The sequence below is a fragment of the Streptomyces sp. NPDC002055 genome (assembly GCF_040296705.1).
Taxonomy (GTDB): Bacteria; Actinomycetota; Actinomycetes; order Streptomycetales; family Streptomycetaceae; genus Streptomyces.
In genome coordinates, this window is sequence record NZ_JBEOXS010000048.1 from 33258 (window position 1) to 54806 (window position 21549).

Consider the following 21549-nt stretch of genomic DNA (forward strand, 5'->3'; position numbering starts at 1 on the left):
TTATGGCGATTTGAACACTTTCCGCACGGCTTTGGTTCCGCAGAGTGAATAAGGGGCTCAATAGCAGATCTCGGCTTGACTGGCCCGGAGCCACACACTTGTAATTTCACTCGTGTCGTTCGGCCGTGATCGGTAACGGCAGCATCACGGGGACGCAAAAAAAGACAAACGAGGGGCGCACATGACCGAGCTGTTCCAGCAACTGCTGGTCGAGGAGGCGGACGAGGAGCTCGGGTGGCAGGAGCGCGCACTGTGCGCCCAGACCGATCCCGAGTCGTTCTTCCCGGAAAAGGGCGGGTCGACCCGCGAGGCCAAGAAGGTCTGTCTCGCCTGCGAGGTGCGCTCCGAGTGCCTCGAGTACGCCCTGGCCAACGACGAGCGGTTCGGTATCTGGGGCGGCCTGTCCGAGCGGGAGCGCCGGCGTCTGAAAAAGGCCGCTGTCTGACGGTCTTTCCGAACGGGCGTGGACCGCGCCCATTCCCGCCGCCTTTCCCGAGTGCGCCTTCCTCCGCCGCGGCGCCCGGTGTCCCGGAGTTCCGGCCCGAAGTCCGGCCCCGGCGTTCCGGTTCCGCGCTGCGGGGCCACTGCGGGGCCATCGGGCCAAGGCCCTGAGGCCCCTTCCGGTCACCGTTGCGAGACTGCGGCCCCTCGGATCGTGGTGCGGGGCAAAGAGGTGCGGGACAAAGGGGCACCCTCGCCCGCGAACGGCACTTCCGGGTCACCCTTCCGGACGGCCGCGTGGATTTGCCGGAGGCATTCGCCGAGACGGCGGCATTCGCCGGGATTTCGGCCCGGTTTCCCGCCGGACGTCAATTTTGCCCGGCGTCTCTTCTCGCGTTCACCGGTGCTCTCGCGTTCACCGGTGCGCCCAGCCCCCCCTGATCCGCCGCCCCCGCCCGGTACGGGCCCGCATCCGGGACGGCCGTCTCTCGGCGCCGGCGCACTCCGCACCTGCACCCGCACTCGCCACTCCGCACCCGCACTGCCACTCCGCACCCGAAGTCCGCACCGCACTCCGGACCCGCGCATCGCACCCCCACACCCACCCCCACACCCCACCCGCGCACCAGCCCCCCGACCGGACCCGAAACCCTGCCGCGCGCCCGCGCGCGGGCCGGGGCAGCCGTCCCGCCCGCCCCGGCGCACACGGCCGGTTCCGGGGTGGCCGCGAGCCGTTAGTGTTGGGGGCCGTCCGAGACGCACCAACGCCCCTGCGGGCGTGCGTCCACCGCAGTCCAGCGAACCGGGGCCCGTACCTCGATGTCCGTGCACAGTCACTCGACGGCCCACCACGAGGCCGCCACTCCTGAGTTCCCGCGGCATGTCGTCACCGCCGTGCTCGTCGCCCACGACGGCGCCCGCTGGCTGCCGCAGGTGCTCTCGGGCCTGGCGGGCCAGGAGCGCCCGGTCCAGAACGTGATCGCCGCCGACACCGGCAGCGCCGACGACTCCGCGGCCCTCCTCGCCGACGCCCTCGGCGACGAGCGGGTGCTGCACCTCGCCCGCCGCAGCGGCTTCGGCACCGCCGTCGACGAAGCGGTCCGGACCGCGGCCGTCCTCACCCCGGACGACCTGCCGTACCTGAAGCGGCCGAGCGGCTGGGACCCCGTCAACCGCACCTGGCGCGACGACGCGTACGACATGCCGGAGCTGCCGCACGGCGAGCCCGTCCAGTGGCTCTGGCTGCTGCACGACGACTGCGCCCCCGAGCCGGGCGCCCTGGCGGAGCTGCTGCGCGTCGCCGACGCCAGCCCGTCCACGGCCGTCATCGGACCCAAGCTGCGCAGCTGGTACGACCGGCGGCAGCTGCTCGAGGTCGGCGTCAGCATCGCCAACAGCGGGCGCCGCTGGACCGGTCTGGAGCGGCGGGAGCAGGACCAGGGGCAGCACGACCAGGTGAAGCCCGTCCTCTCCGTCTCCAGCGCGGGCATGCTGATCCGCCGTGACGTGTGGGAGGAGCTCGGCGGCTTCGACCGGCGGCTGCCGCTGATGCGCGACGACGTCGACCTGTGCTGGCGCGCGCAGGCCGCCGGGCACGGCGTGCTCATCGCCCCGGACGCCGTCATGCGGCACGCCGAGGCGTCCGCCCGCGAGCGGCGCCCCATCGACTGCGTCGGCCGGTCCGTCGCCAACCCGCACCGGGTCGACAAGGCGGGCGCCGTCTACACGATGCTCGTCAACAGCCGCGGTGCGGTCCTGCCGTACGTGCTGCTCCGGCTGGTGTTCGGCACCCTGGTGCGCACCCTCGCCTATCTGGTGGGCAAGGTGCCCGGCCAGGCACTGGACGAGGTCACCGGACTGCTCGGGGTGCTGCTGCGCCCCGGCAGGGTCCTCGACGCGCGCAAACGGCGCGGGAAGCAGGCGGTGGAGGCGAACGAGCTCCGGCAGCTCTTCCCGCCGCCCGGCGCGACCGTACGGGCCACCGTGGAGCAGGTGGCCGGCAACTTCAGCGGACGCTCGGAACCCGAGCTGGCCTCCGGCGGGCGGCACGGGGCCGTCGAGTCCGGGCCCGGCGGGGACGACGCGGATTTCCTGGAGGTCGAGCAGTTCGCCCGGCTGAAGCGGATCGGCCGCAAGCCGGGCCCCGTCCTCTTCCTCGTGCTGCTGCTGGTCTCGCTGATCGCCTGCCGTGGACTGCTGGGTACCGGGGCGCTGTTCGGCGGCGCGCTGCTGCCCGCCCCCGACGGCGCCTCCGAGCTGTGGGAGCGGTACGCCGCCGGCTGGCACCCGGTGGGGGTCGGCGGGACCGGGTCGGCGCCGCCCTATCTGGCGGTCGTCGCCGCGTTCGCGTCCCTGCTGTTCGGCAGCACCGGCCTCGCCCTCACCCTGCTGCTCGTCTGCTCGGTGCCGCTCGCCGGGCTCACCGCCTACTTCGTCTCCCGGCCGCTGGTCGAGTCCCGGCTGCTGCGGGCCTGGGGGAGCGTCGCCTACGCCTTCCTGCCGGCCGCGACCGGCGCGCTCGCCGCCGGGCGTCTGGGCACCGCGGTCCTCGCCGTGCTGCTCCCGCTGCTGGCCCGGGCGGGGGTGGCCGCGGCCGGACTGCGGCTGCCCGCCCGCGGCGGCGCGCGCCCCGGCTGGCGCGCCGTGTGGGCGTACGCGCTGCTGCTGACCATCGCCACCGCGTTCACTCCCGTGGTCTGGCCGGTCGCCCTCGTCCTGGGAGCGGGCGTCCTCGTGCTGCGGGCGCTCGACGGCCACCGGGACCAGCTGCCCGCGTACGGACTGCGGTTCGGCGCCGCGCTGGTGACCCCGCTGGTGGTGCTCGCCCCCTGGTCGCTGTCGCTGCTGGCCCGTCCGTCGGCCTTCCTCCACGAGGTGGGCCTGGACTACGGCACCGGCTCCGCCTCCGCCCTCGACCTGCTGACGCTCAGCCCGGGCGGCCCCAAGGCGGCGGGCGGCGTGCTGCTCATCGGTGCGGTGCTGGCCGCGCTCGGCGCCCTGCTGCGGGAGGACCGGCAGACGACGGTCCGGGCGGCCTGGGCCGCCGCGCTGACCGGTCTGCTGTTCGCGGCGCTGTCCAACGGCTCCGCCTGGGCCGGTCCGGCCACCCTCGTCTACGGTCTCGCGCTGCTCGCGGCCGCCGCGGTCGGCGCCGAGGGCGCGCGCGAGCGGGTCGCGGCCCGGAACTTCGGCTGGCGGCAGCCGGTCGCGGGCCTGATCGCCACCGCCGCCGTGGTGGCACCCCTGGTGGCCGCCGTCGGCTGGATGGTCAGCGGCGCGGACGGCCCGGTCGAGCGGCGGGAGCCCGTCCAGGTGCCCGCGTTCGTCGCCGAGGAGAGCGGCACCCGGGACCAGGCGCGCACGCTCGTCATCGGCGGGGACCAGGAGGCCCGCGTCGGCTACACCCTGGTGCGCGGCTCCGGCGCCCGGCTCGGGGACGCCGACCTCGCCGCCACGAGCGGCGGGGACGCCCGGCTGGACCGGATCGTCGCCAATCTCGTGGCGGGGTCCGGCGCCGACCAGACGAGCCAGCTCGGCGGGTACGCCGTGCGCTATGTGCTCGTCCGGGACGGCGCCCCGCGGGAGATGAGCCGGGTGCTGGACGCGACGCCCGGCCTGACCCGGCTCAGCCAGGAGGACGGCAGCGCGCTGTGGCGCGTGGACCAGCGGGTCGCGCGGGCCGCCATCGTGCCCGCCGGAGCCTCCGGCGGGCAGGGCGCCGCCGCCGCGGTCCCGGTGGCCGCCGGTCCGGTCGAGGCGCACACCACCGTCCCCGCGGGCGGGAACGGCCGGGTGCTGCGGATCGCCGACAAGGCCGACGCCGGCTGGCAGGCCACGCTCGACGGCAAGCCGCTGACGCGGAAGACCGTCGACGGCTGGGCCCAGGGCTTCGAACTGCCCGCGAGCGGCGGCCGGCTGGACCTCACCTACGAGACGCCGCTGACCCGCACCGCCTGGGTCTGGGCCCAGGGGCTGCTGGCCGTGGTGCTGCTGGTGCTGGCCCTGCCGGGCCGCCGCCGGGACGTCGACGACGACCTTCCGGACCAGGTGGCCGAGGCCGTGCCCGCCGAGGCCGTCGCCGGGGAGGGCCGCCGGGCCCGCCGGCTGCGGGCCGCCGCGGAAGCGGAACAGGCCGCGCGGGGCGGCGAGCAGGGGCCGGGTGCCCCTGCCGGGCCGCCCGCCGAGCCGGTGCAGGCGCCGTACGCCGGCGCCGGAAGCGCGGGCCCCGGGGCGGAGTTCGCCGACCCGATGGGTCCGGTGCCCGCCGAGGCGATGCCGCCCGGCCCGCAGGATCCCGGAGCCGGCCCCGCACAGCAGCCCTACGGCACCGTGCCGCACCAGCCCGCGTACGGCGAGTGGGACGGGCAGCAGCCCGCCGCGGGCCAGGGCGCCGATCCCTATCAGGCCGTGCACCCCGGTGAGCAGTACCCGGCCGACGCCTATCCGGCGGCCGGCTACGGGGACGGGGCGTACTCCGGGGGCATGTACGACACCCGGTACGCCGAGGGGCAGTACGCGCCCGGACCGTACGACCCGGGGCAGTACGGCGGCCAGTACGCCGACCCGTACGGCTACGGCGCGCAGCAGCCCTACGCCGACGGCACCTACCCTCCGGAGGGCGAGACGATCCACGGGGACGGCACCGAGCCCGGCCCCCGCCGCGACGGGAGCGAGCACCAGTGAACCGCACCACCCTGTCCCTGATCGGCACCGCGACCGCGCTCGCCGCCGTGACCGGGTTCGCCGCGCTCACCGTCCCGGACGCGTCGTCGGGCGGCACCGCGGCGACCGCCGCCCGGCTGCCCGTCGAACGCTCCACGCTGCTCTGCCCGGCGCCCACCTCCTCGGACCTCGCCGAGACCACGTACACCTCGTTCACGCCGAAGGGGAAGGACGCCCGCACGGCCGGACAGCGCAACCGTGCCGAACTCCTCCCCGCGGAACGGGCCGTGGAGGGCGCCGAGAAGAAGCCGGAGGGCCGGGGCAAGGACGCCCGGCGCCCGGACAGGCCGGTGGTCACGCTGAAGCAACCGGGCACCCCCGTCACCGCGGAGACCTCCGACGCCGAGGCCCCGGCCCTGATCGGCACCGCGGACGGCACCCTCGCGCCCGGCTGGACCACCCAGCAGACCACGGTGATCACCGCGGGCGAGGCCCGCGCCGTGCTCGGCGCGCGGTGCACGGCGCCGGACACCGAGTTCTGGTTCCCCGGGGCCAGCACGGCCAAGGACCGGCAGGACTACGTCCACCTCACCAATCCGGACAGCTCCGCGGCCGTCGTGGACCTGGAGATGTACGGACGGAACGGGAAGCTGAAGTCCACCGCCGGAGAGGGGATCACGATCCCGGCCCGGTCCACCGTCCCCGTCCTGCTCTCCACCCTCACCGAGGAGCCGACGGCCGACGCCACGCTGCGCGTCGTGGCCCGCGCGGGGCGGGCCGGCGCCGCCGTGCAGGCCGAGGACGACAAACGCGGCGGCGACTGGCTGCAGGCCGCGGCCGACCCGTCCGGCAGCGCTGTGCTCCCGGGCATCCCCGCGGACGCCACCTCCGTGCAGCTGGTCGCGATGGCCACCAGCGAGGACGACGCCGACGTCAAGGTGCGGCTCGCCGGGCCGTCCGGCCCGATCACCCCGGCCGGTCACGAAACGCTGCACGTGAAGAGCGGCATGACCGCGGCCGTGGACCTCGCCGACGTCACCAAGGGCGAGCCGGGCTCCCTGGTCCTCACCCCGGCCGAGAAGGACGACGCGGCCCCGTTCGTCGCCGCCCTCCGGGTCACCCGCGGCAAGGGCGGCAAGCAGGAGACGGCGTTCATCCCGGCGACCGGACCGGTCGAGGAGCGGGCCACCGCCGCCGACAACCGGGCCAAGGGCACCTCCCTGTCGCTCGTGGCGCCGGGCGCCACCGGGAGGGTGAAGGTGATCGCCTCGGCCGGGAGCCGCGGCGGCAGCGCCACGGCCAAGTCCTACACGGTCAAGGGCGGGACGACGCTCGCGGTCCGGCCGCCGGTGCCGTCCGGGGCCAAGGGCAGCTACGCGGTCACCGTGGTCCGGGAGTCCGGCGGGCCCGTGCACGCCTCGCGTTCGCTCGAACTCCGGAAGGGCGGTGTCCCGATGTTCACCGTGCAGACCCTGCCGGACGACCGGGGCACGGTCGTCGTCCCGGAGGCGGAGCAGGACCTGTCGCTGCTGACCGACTGACCGACTGACCGACTGACCGACTGACCGACTGACCGGACCGACTGGCCGGCCGGCCGCCCGACCGGCCGGGAGGCGGCCGGCGCGGCTCGGTGCGCGGAGGCCTGGGGCCCGCCGTCGCGGCTCAGTCCTGCCCGTACCGCGGATCCACGGACTCCGGTGCCAGCCCCAGCAGTTCGGCGACCTGTTCGACCACGACCTCGTGGACCAGGAGGGCGCGGTCGTCCCGGCCCTTGGTGCGGATCTCCACCGGGCGGCGGTAGATCACGATCCGCGCCGGGCGGTCCCCGTGCGCGGCGACCATCCGGCCCAGCGGCACCGTCCCGTCGTCCCAATCGCCCGTCCCCGGGGGCTCGGCACCGCCCGGCGGGGGCACCTCGCGGACGAGGAACTCGACGTCGGACAGCTGGGGCCACCGCCGCTCCAGCCGGTCCACGGAGTCGTGCACCAGGTCGACGAAGGTGTCGGCCCGGCTGACCGACAGCGGCACCTGAGGGGGTGCGATCGGCCCGCGCATGCCGCGGCCGTGGCGGTCACGGCGTCGTGGTCGCGGCTCGGACGGGCGGGGAGGTACGGGGTTGTCCATCACGTCCGAGGGTAGCCGTCCCGTCGCACCCGGCACGCGCTGACGGATCCGCCGCACCGCATGTCGGTACATGTGTGTTCCAGCCACGGTTGCGACCGTTTCAGCACACTCCTGCCGTCGATGATCGCGAGATGAATGACACTATTTGGACCCAGTGGTGACGGTGATCGTCGTCACCGGTCTGCCGCACCCCGGCCCTCCGTGCAGGTCAGAATGGGTGTCCGCAGGTCAGGCCCCGCGTGTCGGCGGCAACGACACGGCGGGGTGAGCTCGGGGAGAGTCGTCGCGGCCCGCTCAAGAGTGCGGTACCGTCCAACGTCGTGAGCCCTGTACGTCGCTGTTCGCGCACCGCGTGCGGCCGCCCCGCCGTCGCGACGCTGACGTACGTCTACGCGGACTCGACCGCGGTCCTCGGGCCGCTCGCCACCTACGCCGAACCGCACTGCTACGACCTGTGCGCCGAGCACTCCGAGCGGCTGACCGCCCCCCGTGGCTGGGAAGTCGTCCGGCTCGCCGTCGACACCGGTCCCGCCCGCCCCAGCAGTGACGACCTCGAGGCGCTGGCCAACGCCGTGCGCGAGGCCGCCCGCCCGCAGGAGCGCGCGGCAGGAGGCGGTGGCGGCAGGGGAGCGGAGCCCATGGAGGTCGCCCGGCGGGGCCACCTCCGCGTCCTGCGGTCGCCGGACTCCTGACGCCCGCGGGTGCCCCGGCCGGTCTCGGCCCGGGGGTCCACGCCCTCTCCTGAATCCGTGCCCGCCCGGCCGGGCGCCCCGTGCCGCGGCGCGGCGGCCCCGGAGCCCGCGGCGCGGCAGTTCCGAAGTGTGCGGCGCGGCGGTCCCGAGGCCTGCGGCGCGCGGTCCCGGAGCCTGCCGGGGCCTGCACCCCCGCTCCGGTCCACGTCCCCGCGGTGCTCCTCTTCGGCTCGGTGGTTCCGTCCTGCCCGACTTGTCACCTCGTCCGGGTACTGTGCTGTCACGAGGTCGCCAGCAGGGGCAGGACCGACTCCAGGAGGCGTACAAGGTGCCCGACTTGTCGCAGATCGTGAAGGCCTACGACGTGCGCGGTGTGGTCCCCGACCAGTGGGACGAGCCGCTCGCCGAACTCTTCGGCGCCGCCTTCGCCCAGGTCACCGGCGCGGACGCGATCGTCATCGGTCATGACATGCGGCCCTCCTCGCCCGGCCTGTCGCGGGCGTTCGCGCGCGGCGCCGCGGCCCGCGGCGTGGACGTCACCGAGATCGGCCTCTGCTCCACCGACGAGTTGTACTTCGCCAGCGGCCAACTCGGCATGCCCGGCGCGATGTTCACCGCCAGCCACAACCCGGCCCAGTACAACGGGATCAAGATGTGCCGGGCCGGCGCCGCCCCGGTCGGCCAGGACACCGGGCTCTCCGAGATCCGCGCCCTCGTCGAGGAGTGGGCGGACTCCGCGCCCCCGGCCGCCGCCCCGTCACCCGGCGCGATCACCCAGCGGGACGTCCTCGAGGACTACGCCGCCCACCTGCGCTCGCTCGTCGACCTCACCGCGATCCGCCGGCTGAAGGCCGTCGTGGACGCGGGCAACGGCATGGGCGGCCACACCGTGCCCACCGTCCTCGCCGGACTGCCCATCGAGGTCGTCCCGATGTACTTCGAGCTGGACGGGACCTTCCCCAACCACGAGGCGAACCCGCTCGACCCGAAGAACATCGTCGACCTCCAGGCCAAGGTCCGGGAGACCGGCGCCGACATCGGCCTCGCCTTCGACGGCGACGCCGACCGCTGCTTCGTCGTCGACGAGAACGGCGACCCCGTCAGCCCCTCCGCGATCACCGCCCTGGTCGCCGCCCGGGAGCTGGCCAAGCACGGCGGCGGCACGGTGATCCACAACCTGATCACCTCCTGGTCCGTCCCCGAGGTCGTCAAGGAGGAGGGCGGCACGCCCGTCCGGACCCGGGTGGGGCACTCCTTCATCAAGGAGGAGATGGCCCGCACCGGCGCGATCTTCGGCGGCGAGCACTCCGCCCACTACTACTTCCGCGACTTCTGGAACGCCGACACCGGCATGCTGGCCGCCCTGCACGTGCTCGCCGCGCTCGGCGGCCAGTCCGGCCCGCTGTCCGGGCTGGTGGCGCAGTACGACCGGTACGCCGCCTCCGGAGAGATCAACAGCACCGTCGCCGACCAGGCGGGGCGCGCGGCGGCCGTCAGGGCGGCGTTCGAGGGCCGGGAGGGCGCCGTGCTCGACGAGCTCGACGGGCTGACGGTCACCACGCCGGACTGGTGGTTCAACCTCCGCGCCTCGAACACCGAGCCCCTGCTCCGGCTCAATGTCGAGGCCCGCGACACCGAGACCGCCGACCGGATCCGCGACGAGGTCCTCGCCATCGTCCGCGCCTGACCTGCCGCCGCGTCCCGGTCGGCAGGCACAGCCCGGTCGGCAGGCACAGCCCGGTCGGCAGGCACAGCCCGGTCGGCCGGTACCGCCCGGCCGAACCGCGCGGCCGACCGGCCCGACCGGCCGACGGGGCCGCGCTCGGGGGCGGCCCGGCGGTACCCTGGCCGGGCCGAACCACCTTCCTTCCCGGGGGAGGAAGGCCCATCCGAAGGGACAGCCCATGCCGCTCGAAGCCGGTCTCCTGGAGATCCTCGCCTGCCCGGCGTGCCACGCTCCGCTCCGCGACGACACCTCCGCCGCGGACACCGGGACCGACGCCGGCGAGCTGGTGTGCACCGGAGCCGGCTGCGGCCTGGCCTACCCGGTGCGCGACGGCATCCCCGTCCTGCTGGTCGACGAGGCCCGCCGCCCGGCCTGAGCGCGGGACCGGGCCCGGCCATGACAGCCCACCGGTGATCGGAGGCTCCGTACACGATGCTCGACGAGTCACTGCTCGACACGGCCGAATCCCTGGCCCGGGCCGACACCCTCGGCCTCCTGCGCGGCGCCGCCGAATCGGGCGCCCGGGTCCGCACCGCCGCCCGCGCCGCCGTCGAGGCCGGGCTGGCGGACCTCAAGCCCGACGGCCGGCCGCGGGCGCTGCTCGTGGCCGGCCCCGGCCCCACCACCGGCTGCATCGCCGAACTGCTCTCCGCGCTCGACGGCGGCAACGTCCCGGTCAGCCACATCCGGCCGTACGGCGCGCTGGCCGACCCCGGAGCCCTGCTGTGGACCCTGCCCGGCTGGGTCGGTCCGATGGACCTGCTGCTCGTCGTCACCACCGACGGCACGGAACCCGGCCTCTCCGCACTCATCGAGCAGGCCTACCGGCGGGGCTGCTCCATCGTGACGATCACCCCGCCGAACTCGCCGCTCACCGAGGGCGCGGGCGGCCGGCACGGGCTGGTGGTGCCCCTCGCACCCGCGTCGCCGTACGAGGAGGTCCCCGAGAACCAGCCGCTGCCGACGCCCCGGCTGCGGCCCGCCCCCACCGCCGAGCTCCCCGGCACCCTCTGGGCGCTGCTGACCCCGCTGCTGGTGCTGGCCGACCGGATCGGCCTCTTCTCCGTCCCACCGCACGTCGTCCAGGCGGTCGCCGACCGGCTCGACCAGGTCGCCGAACGGTGCGGACCCGCCATCGCCACCTACGGCAACCCGGCCAAGACACTGGCCGCCGAGCTCGCGGACGCCCTTCCGCTGCTGTGGAGCGACGGCCTCGTGGCCGGGGCCGCCGGGCAGCACTTCGCCCGGGTGCTGACCTCCGTCGCCGGCCGCCCCGCGCTCGCCGCCGCGCTGCCCGAGGCGTTGACCGCGCACGGCACCCTGCTCTCCGGCGCCTTCGCCGCCGGCGCCGATCCGGACGACTTCTTCCGCGACCGTGTGGAGGACCCGCAGGCACTGCACGCGCGCGTGGTGCTGCTCCGTGAACAGAGCACCCCACCCGCCCACTCGCCGGTCCCCGCCGCCCGCGAACTGGCCCTGACCCACGACACACCCGTCAGTGAGCTCGAACCGTCCCTCGGCGGCCACTCCGTGGAGGTACTGGCGGAACTGCTCGCCGTCTCGGATTTCGCCGCCGTTTACCTGGCGCTCGCTTCCGGAGAGAGAACATGAGCGGTCAGCGTTCGTAGCGCGGTCCCAGCCGCCGCGAGCACCGGCTCACCCCTCGTCCGCACAGTCAGGATCAGCCGCATGGACCGCCTCACCAACACCGTGCGCCCCTACGCCTGGGGCTCCACCACCGCCATCCCGCAGCTCCTCGGCACCGAGCCGACCGGGGAGCCGCAGGCCGAGCTGTGGATGGGCGCACACCCCGGCGACTCCTCCCGGGTCGACCGCGGCTCCGGCCCGGTCGCGCTCTCCGAGCTGATCGACGCCGACCCCGAGGGCGAGCTGGGCAAGGTCGCGGCCGACCGCTTCGGTCCGCGGCTGCCGTTCCTGCTGAAGATCCTCGCCGCGGGCTCACCGCTGTCCCTCCAGGTCCACCCCGACCTGCCGCAGGCGAAGGCGGGGTTCGCCGACGAGGAGGACCGCGGGGTCCCGGTCGAGGCACCGCACCGCAACTACAAGGACGCCAACCACAAGCCCGAACTGATCTGCGCGCTCACGCCGTTCGAGGGGGTATGCGGCTTCCGTCCCCCCGCCGAGGCCGCCGAGCTGCTCGCGAGCCTGGAAGTGGACTCCCTCGAGCCGTACGTCGACATCCTGCGCGCGGAGCCGGAGGGCGACGCCCTGCGCGAGGTGCTCACCGCCGTGCTCACCGCGGAGCGGGGCGCCATGGCCGAGACCGTGGCGCGCGCCGCGACTGCCGCCGAACGGCTCGCCGGACACGACGGACCGTGGCAGGACGACTACGCCGCCTACGCCTTCCTCGCACGGCACTACCCCGGGGATCCGGGCGTGATCGCCGCCATGCTGCTCAACCACGTACGGCTGCAGCCGGGCGAGGCGCTCTTCCTCGGGGCCGGTGTGCCGCACGCCTACCTCGACGGCCTCGGCGTCGAGATCATGGCCAACTCCGACAACGTCCTGCGCTGCGGCCTCACCCCGAAGCACGTGGACGTTCCCGAACTCCTGCGCGTGGTCCGCTTCGAGCCGACCGCGCCGGGCGTGCTCCGCCCCGAGACCGTCGGCGGCGACGGCGCGCAGGGGACGTACCGCACGCCGATCGACGAGTTCCGGCTCTCCCGCATCGAACCGGCCGAGGGCGACGGTCCGCTGCGTCTGGGCACCGGCACCCCGGACATCCTGCTCTGCACCCACGGCACCGTCCGGCTGCGGTCCGGAGCGGAGGAACTGCTGCTCACACCGGGCGAGTCGGCGTTCGTCCCGGCCGCCGAGGAGGTCACGGTCTCCGGGGAGGGAACGGTCTTCCGGGCCACCGTGGCGGTCTGAGGAGACGGCTGTCGGCCGGGCTGCAACAATGTCCGCCGGTAAAGGGGGAGCAAAGCTCCCGGTCGACGGAAGGGACACTCGGCACTCATGAGTGCATCAGGCGGAACCAAGGCGATCGTCGCCGCCCTCGGGGCCAACCTGGCCATCGCCGCAGCCAAGTTCGTGGCCTTCGCCTTCAGTGGCTCGTCGTCGATGCTGGCCGAAGGCGTGCACTCGCTCGCCGACTCCGGCAACCAGGGGCTGTTGCTGGTCGGCGGCAAGAAGGCCAAGCGCGAGGCCACGGCCGAGCACCCCTTCGGCTACGGCCGCGAGCGGTACATCTACAGCTTCCTCGTGTCGATCGTGCTCTTCTCGGTCGGTGGCATGTTTGCCCTCTACGAGGGCTACGAGAAGATCAAGCACCCGCACGAGATCGAGGATTGGTACTGGCCCATCGGCGTGCTCGTCTTCGCGATCATCGCGGAGAGCTTCTCGTTCCGCACCGCCATCAAGGAGTCCAACGAGCTGCGCGGCAAGCAGTCGTGGACCGACTTCGTGCGCCGCGCCAAGGCGCCGGAGCTGCCGGTCGTCCTGCTGGAGGACCTCGGCGCGCTCGTGGGTCTGGTCCTCGCGCTCGTCGGTGTCGCCCTGGCCATCACCACCGGCAACGGCATCTGGGACGGCATCGGCACCCTCTGCATCGGCGCTCTGCTGATCCTGATCGCGCTGGTCCTGGCGGCGGAGACCAAGTCGCTGTTGCTCGGCGAGTCGGCCGGTGCGGAAGACGTGGCGAAGATCCGCGAGGCGGTCGTCGACGGCACGGGCGTCACCCGCCTCATCCACATGCGCACCCTGCACCTGGGCCCGGAGGAACTGCTCGTCGCCGCCAAGGTCGGGGTTCCGCAGGACAGCAGCGGCGCCCAGGTCGCGGAGGCGATCAACGCGGCCGAGGCCCGGATCCGGGAGGTCGTGCCGATCGCCCGGGTGATCTACCTGGAGCCGGACATCTACAGCGAAACCGCGGCGGCAGCGGGCGCCGACCCGACGAAGACGCCGGGCGGCGCGGGGGCGCACTGACACCGTCCGGGCGCACGGACACCGCTTGGGCGCACGGACACTGCCTGGGCTCCCGGCGGTGGTGTTGCGCAGGCCCGGGCTTCGGCCGCGGCCCTGAGCCGGCCCAGGCCTCGGACCGTCCCCGACTGTGCCGGGGACGACGCAAACAGCACCTGACGGCAAGCAGCACCTGAATGCACCACGAAGGCCCCCACTCACCGGTGGGGGCCTTCGCTCTGCACGGACTACTGGACCCCGTTCACCGGATCTCGCCCAGCACCCGCATGATCGCCGCCGTGTCCGGTGCCGCCGTCAGCCGCTCCCGGAACGTGGTGTCCATCAGCTTGCGGGAGAGCAGCGCCAGAATGCGCAGATGCTCGTCGCCCGCCGCGGCCTCGGGCACGGAGATCATGAAGAGGAGCCGGGCCCGGGTGCCGTCGAGCGAACCCCACTCGATGCCCTCGGCCGAGCGGGCGAAGCCGACGACCGGGGCCGTCACCGCGTCCGTCTTGGCGTGTGGGATGGCGATCTCCTCGCCGAGACCCGTCGTTCCCTGGTCCTCACGGGCGAGCGCGGCCCGTATCAGGCCCTCCTCGTCGGTGACCTTGCCGGTTGCGGCGAGCATCCGCGCCAGCTCGCGGATCGCCTCCGCCTTGCTGCCGGCGGAGAGCTCCTCCCGCACGGTCTGCTCGCTCAGATAGCCGGACAGCACCACCGCGTCCTTCGTGCCGGCGTCCGCTACTCCGGCGTCTTCCGCTCCGGCGTCCGCTGTCGCGGTGTCTTGTGCCCTGGTGTCTTCCGTCAGCGCGTCCTGCGCTCCGGAGCCCTCCGGCCCGGCGCCGAGCGCCGTGTCCGCCTTCGCGTCTGCCTCCGTGTCCGGCGCCGCGTCGGCCTTCCCAGTGATCTTCCCGGCGATCTCCACAGTGGACTTCGCAGCGGACTTCGCGTCGGTCTCCGTACGGGGATCGGCCCCCGGTGCCGGTGCCGGCACGGTTTCCCGCCCGGCTCCCGCACTGTCCCCGCCGACGAGTCCCGTACCCGTACCCGTTCCCGCTTCCGTTCCCGATCCCGTACTCAGTCCCGCTCGCGCGCCCGACTCCGTACCCGACCCCGAACCGAGCCCCGAACCCGCTCCCGCGCCGACCCCGGCCAGGACGGGCTCGGCCATGCTCACCGGGGACGGCGCCGGGGCCGCCTCGCTCGCGGCCGGGCCCCGGCCGCCGAGGGCCATCAGAGTGACGGTCGTGAGCGCCGTCGCCACCGTGCCGACGACCACGGCCAGGAAGAACATCGGGACACCGCCGACGGCCCCGAGCACCGCCACGATCGGCCCGCCGTGCGGCACGCTGTCCGTGACCGCCGCGAGCCCCGCCAGAGCCCCGGCCAGAGCGCCGCCGAGCATGTTCGCGGGAATGACCCGGGCGGGCCGTGCCGCGGCGAACGGGATCGCCCCCTCGGTGATCCCGAAGAAGCCCATGAACAGTGCCGCCAGTCCGGTCTCGCGCTCCTGCTCGCTGAAGAGCTTCCGGCGCAGCAGCGTGGCCAGCCCCTGGCCCAGCGGAGGCACCGGGATGGCCGCGGCACACATGCCCATGATCTCGGGGTTCTTCGACACCAGCCCGGCGCCGAACAGGAAGGCGGTCTTGTTGACCGGTCCGCCCATGTCGAACGCGATCATGAGGCCGAGGATGATGCCCAGCAGCGCCGCGCTGGTCCCGGTGAGGCTGCCCAGCAGACCGGTGAGGTTCTCGAAGACCCAGGAGATGGGCCGGCCGACCACATAGATGAAGAAGAGGCCGAGCGCCGTGGTCGCGACGATCGGGATCACGATGATCGGCATGATGGGCTGGACGAACTTCGGCACGCGGACCTTCTTGATCCACGCCACCAGGTACCCGGCGAGGAAGCCGGTGACGATCGCGCCGATGAACCCCGCTCCCGACTTGGAGTCGTACAGCTCACCGGTGTTGGCGATCCAGCCGCCGATCATGCCGGGCACCAGCGCCGGGCGGTCGCCGATGGCGTAGGCGATGTAGCCGGAGAGGACCGGGATCATCAGCGTGAAGCCGATCACACCGATGTCGTTCACGTGCTTCCAGAACGTCCCGTCCGGGATGACCAGGCCGCCGTCCGCCTGCGGAGTGCCGCCGAGGGCGAGCGAGACCGCGATCAGCAGACCGCCCACGACGACGAACGGGATCATGTAACTGACCCCGTTCATCAGGGCCTTGTAGGCGAGGCTGCGCTCCTTGCCGCCGCCGCTGTCACCGGCCGCCGCCCTCGCCGGGGCGGCGCCCGCGGCGCCACCGCCGTCACCCTGCTGGAGGGGCGCGTCCAGCACCCGCTCGATGAGCCGCTCGGGGTGGTGGATCCCCTCGGCCACGCCGACGACCAGGACCCTTTTGCCGGCGAACCGGCTGCGGTCGACGTCCTTGTCCGCCGCGATGATGATGCCGTCCGCTTCGTTGACATCGTTGTCGGAGAAGGCGTTCTCGACCCCGATGGAGCCCTGGGTCTCCACCTTCATCCGGTGACCGAGGCTCTCCGCGGCGCGGGCCAGTTTCTCGGCAGCCATATAGGTATGGGCTATGCCGGTCGGACAGGCCGTCACCGCGAGCAGTGTGAGGCCCTGCCCGCTCCCTCCGGTGGCCTTCAGCGGGTCGGCTGAACTGGTCACGTGGTTCTCCTTACCGATCTTGCGCGCGAGTCGTGCAAGTGTTCTCGGGCGGGCCGCATCCCGCAACACCCTGCGACCGGAACCACATCCCGCGACGGCCGGATCAGAAGTCGGCAGCCTCCAGGACCAATCGGCGCAAGGCAGGCGCAGATCGTCACCATCGGACCGGAGGCGGGCTGGGGTCCGCTGTGCTGATCGGTGTAGATTCGTGCCCAGACAGACGTCGCTGCTGATGGCGGTCGGGCGGTCCGTGTCGTGGACCGGCCGAGGGAGAGAGGGCCTCCGACGGACTGCGCTGCGGCCCGGGGGACCTGTGTGTCCACTGCCGCAGAACAGCCGTGTCCACTCGCACTCGATTTCACGAGGAGCAGCCGCATGACCACTGCAGCCACCGGCCAGGACTTCAAGGTCGCCGACCTGTCCCTGGCCGCCTTCGGCCGCAAGGAGATCACCCTCGCCGAGCACGAGATGCCCGGTCTGATGGCGATCCGCGACGAGTACGCCGCCTCCCGGCCCCTCGCCGGCGCCCGCATCACCGGCTCGCTGCACATGACCGTGCAGACCGCCGTGCTGATCGAGACCCTGGTCGCCCTCGGCGCCGAGGTCCGCTGGGCCTCCTGCAACATCTTCTCGACCCAGGACCACGCCGCCGCCGCCATCGCGGTCGGTCCGGACGGAACCCCCGAGAACCCGCAGGGTGTCCCGGTCTTCGCCTGGAAGGGCGAAACCCTCGAAGAGTACTGGTGGTGCACGGAGCAGGCGCTGACCTGGCCGAACACCCCCACCGGCGGGCCGAACATGATCCTCGACGACGGCGGCGACGCGACGCTCCTGGTCCACAAGGGCGTCGAGTACGAGAAGGCCGGTGCGGCACCGGACCCGTCCACCGCCGACAGCGACGAGTTCCGCAACGTCCTGCAGCTGCTGAACCGCACCCTCGGTGAGAACCCGCAGAAGTGGACCCAGCTGGCGTCGGAGATCCGCGGTGTCACCGAGGAGACCACGACCGGCGTCCACCGCCTCTACGAGATGCACCAGGCCGGCTCGCTCCTCTTCCCGGCCATCAACGTGAACGACGCCGTCACCAAGTCGAAGTTCGACAACAAGTACGGCTGCCGCCACTCGCTCGTCGACGGCATCAACCGCGCCACCGATGTGCTCATCGGCGGCAAGGTCGCGGTCGTCTGCGGCTACGGCGACGTCGGCAAGGGCTGCGCGGAGTCGCTGCGCGGCCAGGGCGCCCGCGTGATCGTCACCGAGATCGACCCGATCTGCGCCCTGCAGGCCGCCATGGACGGCTACCAGGTCGCGACCCTCGACGACGTCGTCGAGACGGCCGACATCTTCATCACCACGACCGGCAACAAGGACATCATCATGGCCGCCGACATGGCCAAGATGAAGCACCAGGCCATCGTCGGGAACATCGGCCACTTCGACAACGAGATCGACATGGCCGGTCTCGCGGCGATCCCCGGCATCGTCAAGGACGAGGTCAAGCCGCAGGTCCACACCTGGACCTTCGCCGAGGGCAAGAAGCTCATCGTGCTCTCGGAGGGCCGTCTGCTCAACCTGGGCAACGCCACCGGTCACCCGTCGTTCGTGATGTCCAACTCCTTCGCGAACCAGACCATCGCCCAGATCGAGCTGTTCACCAAGCCCGAGTCGTACCCGACCGACGTGTACGTGCTTCCCAAGCACCTGGACGAGAAGGTCGCCCGGCTCCACCTCGACGCGCTCGGCGTGAAGCTCACGACGCTGCGCCCGGAGCAGGCCTCCTACATCGGCGTCCCGGTGGAGGGCCCGTACAAGCCCGACCACTACCGCTACTGACAGCACCCAGCCGATGAGCCCGGGCCCCCGCCATCCGCGGGGGCCCGGCCCGTCAAGGACCTCACCATGCCCCGCGGCCGCTACTCCCTCCACGACCCCCACGACCGCACCCCCCTCGGCGAAGAACACTTCCACTGCGCCCCCGGCCCCTCCGGCTGGCGCTACGTCTCGCAGATCACCGCCCCTTCCGGCGATCACTCCGGCTCGGTCGACCTGACCATCGACGAGCTCGGCCGTCCCATCCGCCTCGAACTGAATGCCGGCGGCTGGCAGGTCCGGGGTGCCGCCCTCGAAGGCGTCACCTGGGTCCGTACCGATCCCGCCGGAGAGCACGCCACCGAGGGCAATGTCCGCGCCCATGCATTCACCGGTGCCTCCCCCGCCTTTCTCGTGGCCACGGCCCGGCTGCTGCGCCTGGAACCCGGCGCCCCCGCCACCCGCGTCCGTCTCGTCGCCCTGACCGACCCCGTCCTGGCTCCCCGCACGCTCGACCAGTCCTGGGCCTTGCTGCAGAGCGAAGCACACGCCACTGACAGCGGCCCCCTGACCGTGGACGCGTACCAGGTCACCGACCTGGACACGGGGGAGCAGCAAGCCGTGCACATCGCCGGCGACGTGGTCCTGGCGGCCCCCGGCATCGAGCTCGAGGACCTCGAAAGCCCGCCGTCGTCCTTCAGCTGACCCGGCACACGGACGGCGCGCGGGCACAGCACCGGCCCATCACGACGCGACCACCGGCGTCGACATCCGGTATCGAGCACCGGGCCTCGACCACCGGGCTTCGACTAACCTCAGCCCGGCCCGGCGCCACCGCGTCAGGCAGGCGGCACGAACCCCGTCCGAACCGTGGCGGCAGCACCCTCCGGCTCCGCGGAGACCGCCCCCGCCCCCGTCACCGGAACGGCCCCATCCGAATCCGGACGCCCCGGCGCCACAGACGGCGGACCTGCCGGAGCGTTCCCCGCCGCACCCTCCCCGGGGACAGCTCCCGGAGCCTCCACGATCGGAGCGGGTACGCCACTGCCCGGCCCGGCTCCATAGCCGTCGGAACCGTGCCGGCCGTGACCGTCACTGCCGTCACTCCCGCTAGAGCCGTGACCGCCGTGACCACCGGAACCGTGCCCGCCATGCCCCTCGGAACCATGCCCGCCGTGACCAGGGGCGACGGGTTCCCCGGCACTCCCGGCACTCCCCGGCACTCCTCCGAACACTCGCTGGGCATCCCGCGCCTGCCGCTCGCCCACGACACCCGCCAGATACGCATGGGGCGGCACCCCGTCCGGCACCGGAGCCCCTGTACAGGCCGCCACATCGCCCGCCAGCTGCTGCGCCAGTGCCCACCCGACCTGCGGATCCAGCTGTTCCGTCCGTGACAGGTACTGCCGCACCGCCAGCCACAGGGCCTCCGGAACCCGCGACAGATCGAGCGCCCCGAACTGTCCCGCCAGCCAGGGCGGAGGCGGCGGTATCCGCACCGGGTGCGGCGCCGGTATGCGCTCCCGTACGACCAGCGTCCCCGCGAAGACATCGCCCAGCCTCCGCCCCCGGGCGGACACCAGGGAGGCGATCACCGCGATCACCCCGAAGGTCAGCAGGATCTCGACCACGCCCATCGCGCCGCGGACCAGGGCGTGCCGGAACCGGATCGGCCCCCCGTCGTCCCGCACCACCCGCAGTCCGCACGCCATCTTTCCCAGCGACCGCCCATGGCTCAGCGTCTCGACCGCAATCGGCACTCCGACCAGGACGAGAAGGAACGTCGCCACCGAAACGGCCGCCCCGGCCGCCGTGTCCAGCGACGCCGTGGCCGCGGCCAGGCCCAGTGACACCGCGATGTAGACGGTGAAGACCACCACGAGGTCGAGCACGACAGCCAGCGTGCGGCTCGGCAGCTTCGCGGGCCGCAGCCCCAGTACGACCGCCTCGCCGGTCACGAGCTCACTCATACGCGGTGTCCTCCCTCTCCACGGACCGCCCCCGCTGTCGCCCTGCCCCCGGACGCCCGTACGGACAGTCTGCCCGCTCTGCCGCCGACCGCCTCCGTCTGCCAAGCTGATCGCCACCCCTGACCGCCCCTGCCGGCCCGCACCGGGCGGGGTGAGGGGACCGACGCCGCCGGAGGAGCAGCGCTTCATGGACCTCGATGTGTTCGTCGCCGCCCACCGAGCCGAGTGGACGCGGCTGGACGAGCTGCTGCGCCGACGGCGCCGGCTGACCGGGGCGGAAGCGGATGAACTCGTCGCCCTCTACCAGCGGACCGCCACCCACCTCTCCCTCGTCCAGTCGAGTGCCCCCGACCCACAGCTGATCGGCCGGCTCACCCAACTCGTCGCCGGTGCCCGCAGCGCCGTCACCGGCGCCCGCAAGGCGAGCTGGCGGGACGCCACCCGTTTCCTGTCGGCCGGCTTCCCCGCGGCGCTGTACCGGACGCGCCGCTGGTGGACCACCACCGCGGTGCTCTCCCTGGTCCTGGCGGCCGTGGTCGGCTGGTGGATCGGCACGCACCCGGAGGTCCAGTCGTCGATCGCCGCCCCCGACGAGCTGCGTGAGCTCACCCGCCCGGGAGGCCAGTACGAGACGTACTACTCCAGCCACGCCGCGGCGTCCTTCGCCGCCCAGGTCTGGACGAACAACGCCCAGGTCGCCGCCGTCTGCCTGGTCCTCGGCGCGTTCCTCGGGATCCCGGTGCTCTGGGTGATCCTGCAGAACATGCTGAACCTCGGGATCGGCATCGGACTGATGTCCTCCGTCGGACGGCTCGACACCTTCCTGGGCCTGATCCTGCCGCACGGCCTGCTGGAGCTCACCGCCGTATTCGTGGCCGCCGGTACGGGGCTGCGGCTCGGCTGGACCGTCATCGACCCGGGCCCCCGGTCCCGACGGTCCGCGCTCGCCCAGGAGGGGCGGGCGGCGATCGGCATGGCCATCGGCCTGGCCGTGGTCCTCTTCGTGTCGGGCGCGATCGAGGGGTTCGTGACGCCCTCCGGCCTGCCTCCGTGGGCCCGCATCGGCATCGGCGTTGTGGCCGAGGCGGCCTTTCTGGCGTACGTGTTCGTGGTGGGCCGGAGGGCGGCACGCGCCGGTGAGACCGGCGATGTCGCCGAGAGCGACCGCAGCGCTGAACTCCCGGCAGCGGCGTGATGTGCGGAGGACGTCCACGAAGTGCTAGTGTCCAGGTCTGCCCACCGGACCCGTTGACACGGGATCGGCGGGGAGGTAGAGTCTAACGGTTGCCCGAACTGGACAGGTTCGGACGCCAACCATTAGAATCCACTGCACTCCGACTTCGAGGAATTGCTCTTCGAAGGAGTGCGTCCGAAATTTATCGGGAACGTCAAGTCGATTAGGTCGGCCGAAACGAGTCTGATAAAGTCGGAGCAGCCGAAAGGCAAAAGGCCCCCAACGGCCACTGGATTCGAAACTCGGACCGGAAACGGAACGAAAAAGAGTCTGGTAAGGTTGGAGAC

The 21549-nt window shown here is 73.0% G+C and carries 15 protein-coding genes; 12 read left to right on the forward strand and 3 right to left on the reverse strand.

Translation table 11 applies throughout. The features are described 5' to 3' along the window. The first annotated feature begins 181 nt into the window (after window positions 1-181). The 3 genes from ABT112_RS25730 (at window position 182) to ABT112_RS25740 (ending at window position 6644) form a co-directional block, all read left to right on the forward strand. Window positions 182-445: a WhiB family transcriptional regulator gene (locus ABT112_RS25730; RefSeq protein ID WP_004952403.1), complete on the forward strand. Its 264-nt coding sequence runs from the start codon at window positions 182-184 to the stop codon at window positions 443-445. Between the two features lie 815 nt (window positions 446-1260). Then, the gene (locus ABT112_RS25735; protein WP_351513398.1) at window positions 1261-5124 is read left to right on the forward strand and encodes a glycosyltransferase family 2 protein; all 3864 of its coding nucleotides are present in this window, start codon (window positions 1261-1263) and stop codon (window positions 5122-5124) included. Next, a complete protein-coding gene (locus ABT112_RS25740; protein ID WP_351513400.1) occupies window positions 5121-6644 on the forward strand; it encodes a DUF5719 family protein in 1524 nt (507 codons plus the stop codon). The genes ABT112_RS25735 and ABT112_RS25740 overlap by 4 nt, the downstream gene beginning before the upstream one ends. Before the next feature lie 121 nt (window positions 6645-6765). On the opposite strand, the gene ABT112_RS25745 is transcribed toward ABT112_RS25740, so the two are convergent. Further along, on the reverse strand, window positions 6766-7227 hold the full coding sequence (locus ABT112_RS25745; protein WP_351513402.1) for a metallopeptidase family protein: 462 nt from the start codon (window positions 7225-7227) through the stop codon (window positions 6766-6768). Window positions 7228-7466: 239 nt separating this feature from the next. On the opposite strand from ABT112_RS25745, the gene ABT112_RS25750 reads away from it, so the two are divergent. From ABT112_RS25750 to ABT112_RS25775, 6 genes are all read left to right on the forward strand, one after another. Continuing rightward, on the forward strand, window positions 7467-7919 hold the full coding sequence (locus ABT112_RS25750) for a DUF3499 domain-containing protein (RefSeq protein WP_351513404.1): 453 nt from the start codon (window positions 7467-7469) through the stop codon (window positions 7917-7919). Between the two features lie 328 nt (window positions 7920-8247). After that, window positions 8248-9606: a phosphomannomutase/phosphoglucomutase gene (locus ABT112_RS25755; protein WP_351513406.1), complete on the forward strand. Its 1359-nt coding sequence runs from the start codon at window positions 8248-8250 to the stop codon at window positions 9604-9606. A gap of 217 nt (window positions 9607-9823) precedes the next feature. Then, a complete protein-coding gene (locus tag ABT112_RS25760; RefSeq protein WP_351513408.1) occupies window positions 9824-10021 on the forward strand; it encodes a Trm112 family protein in 198 nt (65 codons plus the stop codon). 56 nt (window positions 10022-10077) lie between these two features. After that, window positions 10078-11256: an SIS domain-containing protein gene (locus ABT112_RS25765; RefSeq protein ID WP_351513410.1), complete on the forward strand. Its 1179-nt coding sequence runs from the start codon at window positions 10078-10080 to the stop codon at window positions 11254-11256. 78 nt (window positions 11257-11334) lie between these two features. Continuing rightward, window positions 11335-12537: a mannose-6-phosphate isomerase, class I gene (gene manA, locus ABT112_RS25770; protein ID WP_351513412.1), complete on the forward strand. Its 1203-nt coding sequence runs from the start codon at window positions 11335-11337 to the stop codon at window positions 12535-12537. An 87-nt stretch (window positions 12538-12624) separates the two neighbouring features. Beyond that, a complete protein-coding gene (locus ABT112_RS25775; protein ID WP_351513414.1) occupies window positions 12625-13593 on the forward strand; it encodes a cation diffusion facilitator family transporter in 969 nt (322 codons plus the stop codon). Between the two features lie 238 nt (window positions 13594-13831). On the opposite strand, the gene ABT112_RS25780 is transcribed toward ABT112_RS25775, so the two are convergent. Beyond that, entirely contained in the window at window positions 13832-16249 is a 2418-nt protein-coding gene (locus tag ABT112_RS25780; RefSeq protein ID WP_351513416.1) for a fructose-specific PTS transporter subunit EIIC, read from the reverse strand. Window positions 16250-16624: 375 nt separating this feature from the next. Here ABT112_RS25780 and ahcY point away from each other — a divergent pair, with 375 nt between their 5' ends. Then, window positions 16625-18082, forward strand: a complete 1458-nt coding sequence (ahcY, locus tag ABT112_RS25785) for an adenosylhomocysteinase (RefSeq protein ID WP_351513418.1) — start codon at window positions 16625-16627, stop codon at window positions 18080-18082. A 66-nt stretch (window positions 18083-18148) separates the two neighbouring features. Further along, window positions 18149-18763 (forward strand): hypothetical protein, encoded by a 615-nt coding sequence (locus ABT112_RS25790; protein WP_351513420.1) that lies wholly within the window; start codon window positions 18149-18151, stop codon window positions 18761-18763. Window positions 18764-18897: 134 nt separating this feature from the next. Here the strand turns inward: ABT112_RS25790 and ABT112_RS25795 are convergent, their stop codons facing one another. Further along, entirely contained in the window at window positions 18898-20028 is a 1131-nt protein-coding gene (locus ABT112_RS25795; protein WP_351513422.1) for an RDD family protein, read from the reverse strand. A 187-nt stretch (window positions 20029-20215) separates the two neighbouring features. Here ABT112_RS25795 and ABT112_RS25800 point away from each other — a divergent pair, with 187 nt between their 5' ends. Further along, a complete protein-coding gene (locus ABT112_RS25800; protein ID WP_351513424.1) occupies window positions 20216-21223 on the forward strand; it encodes a stage II sporulation protein M in 1008 nt (335 codons plus the stop codon). Window positions 21224-21549: the final 326 nt, after the last annotated feature.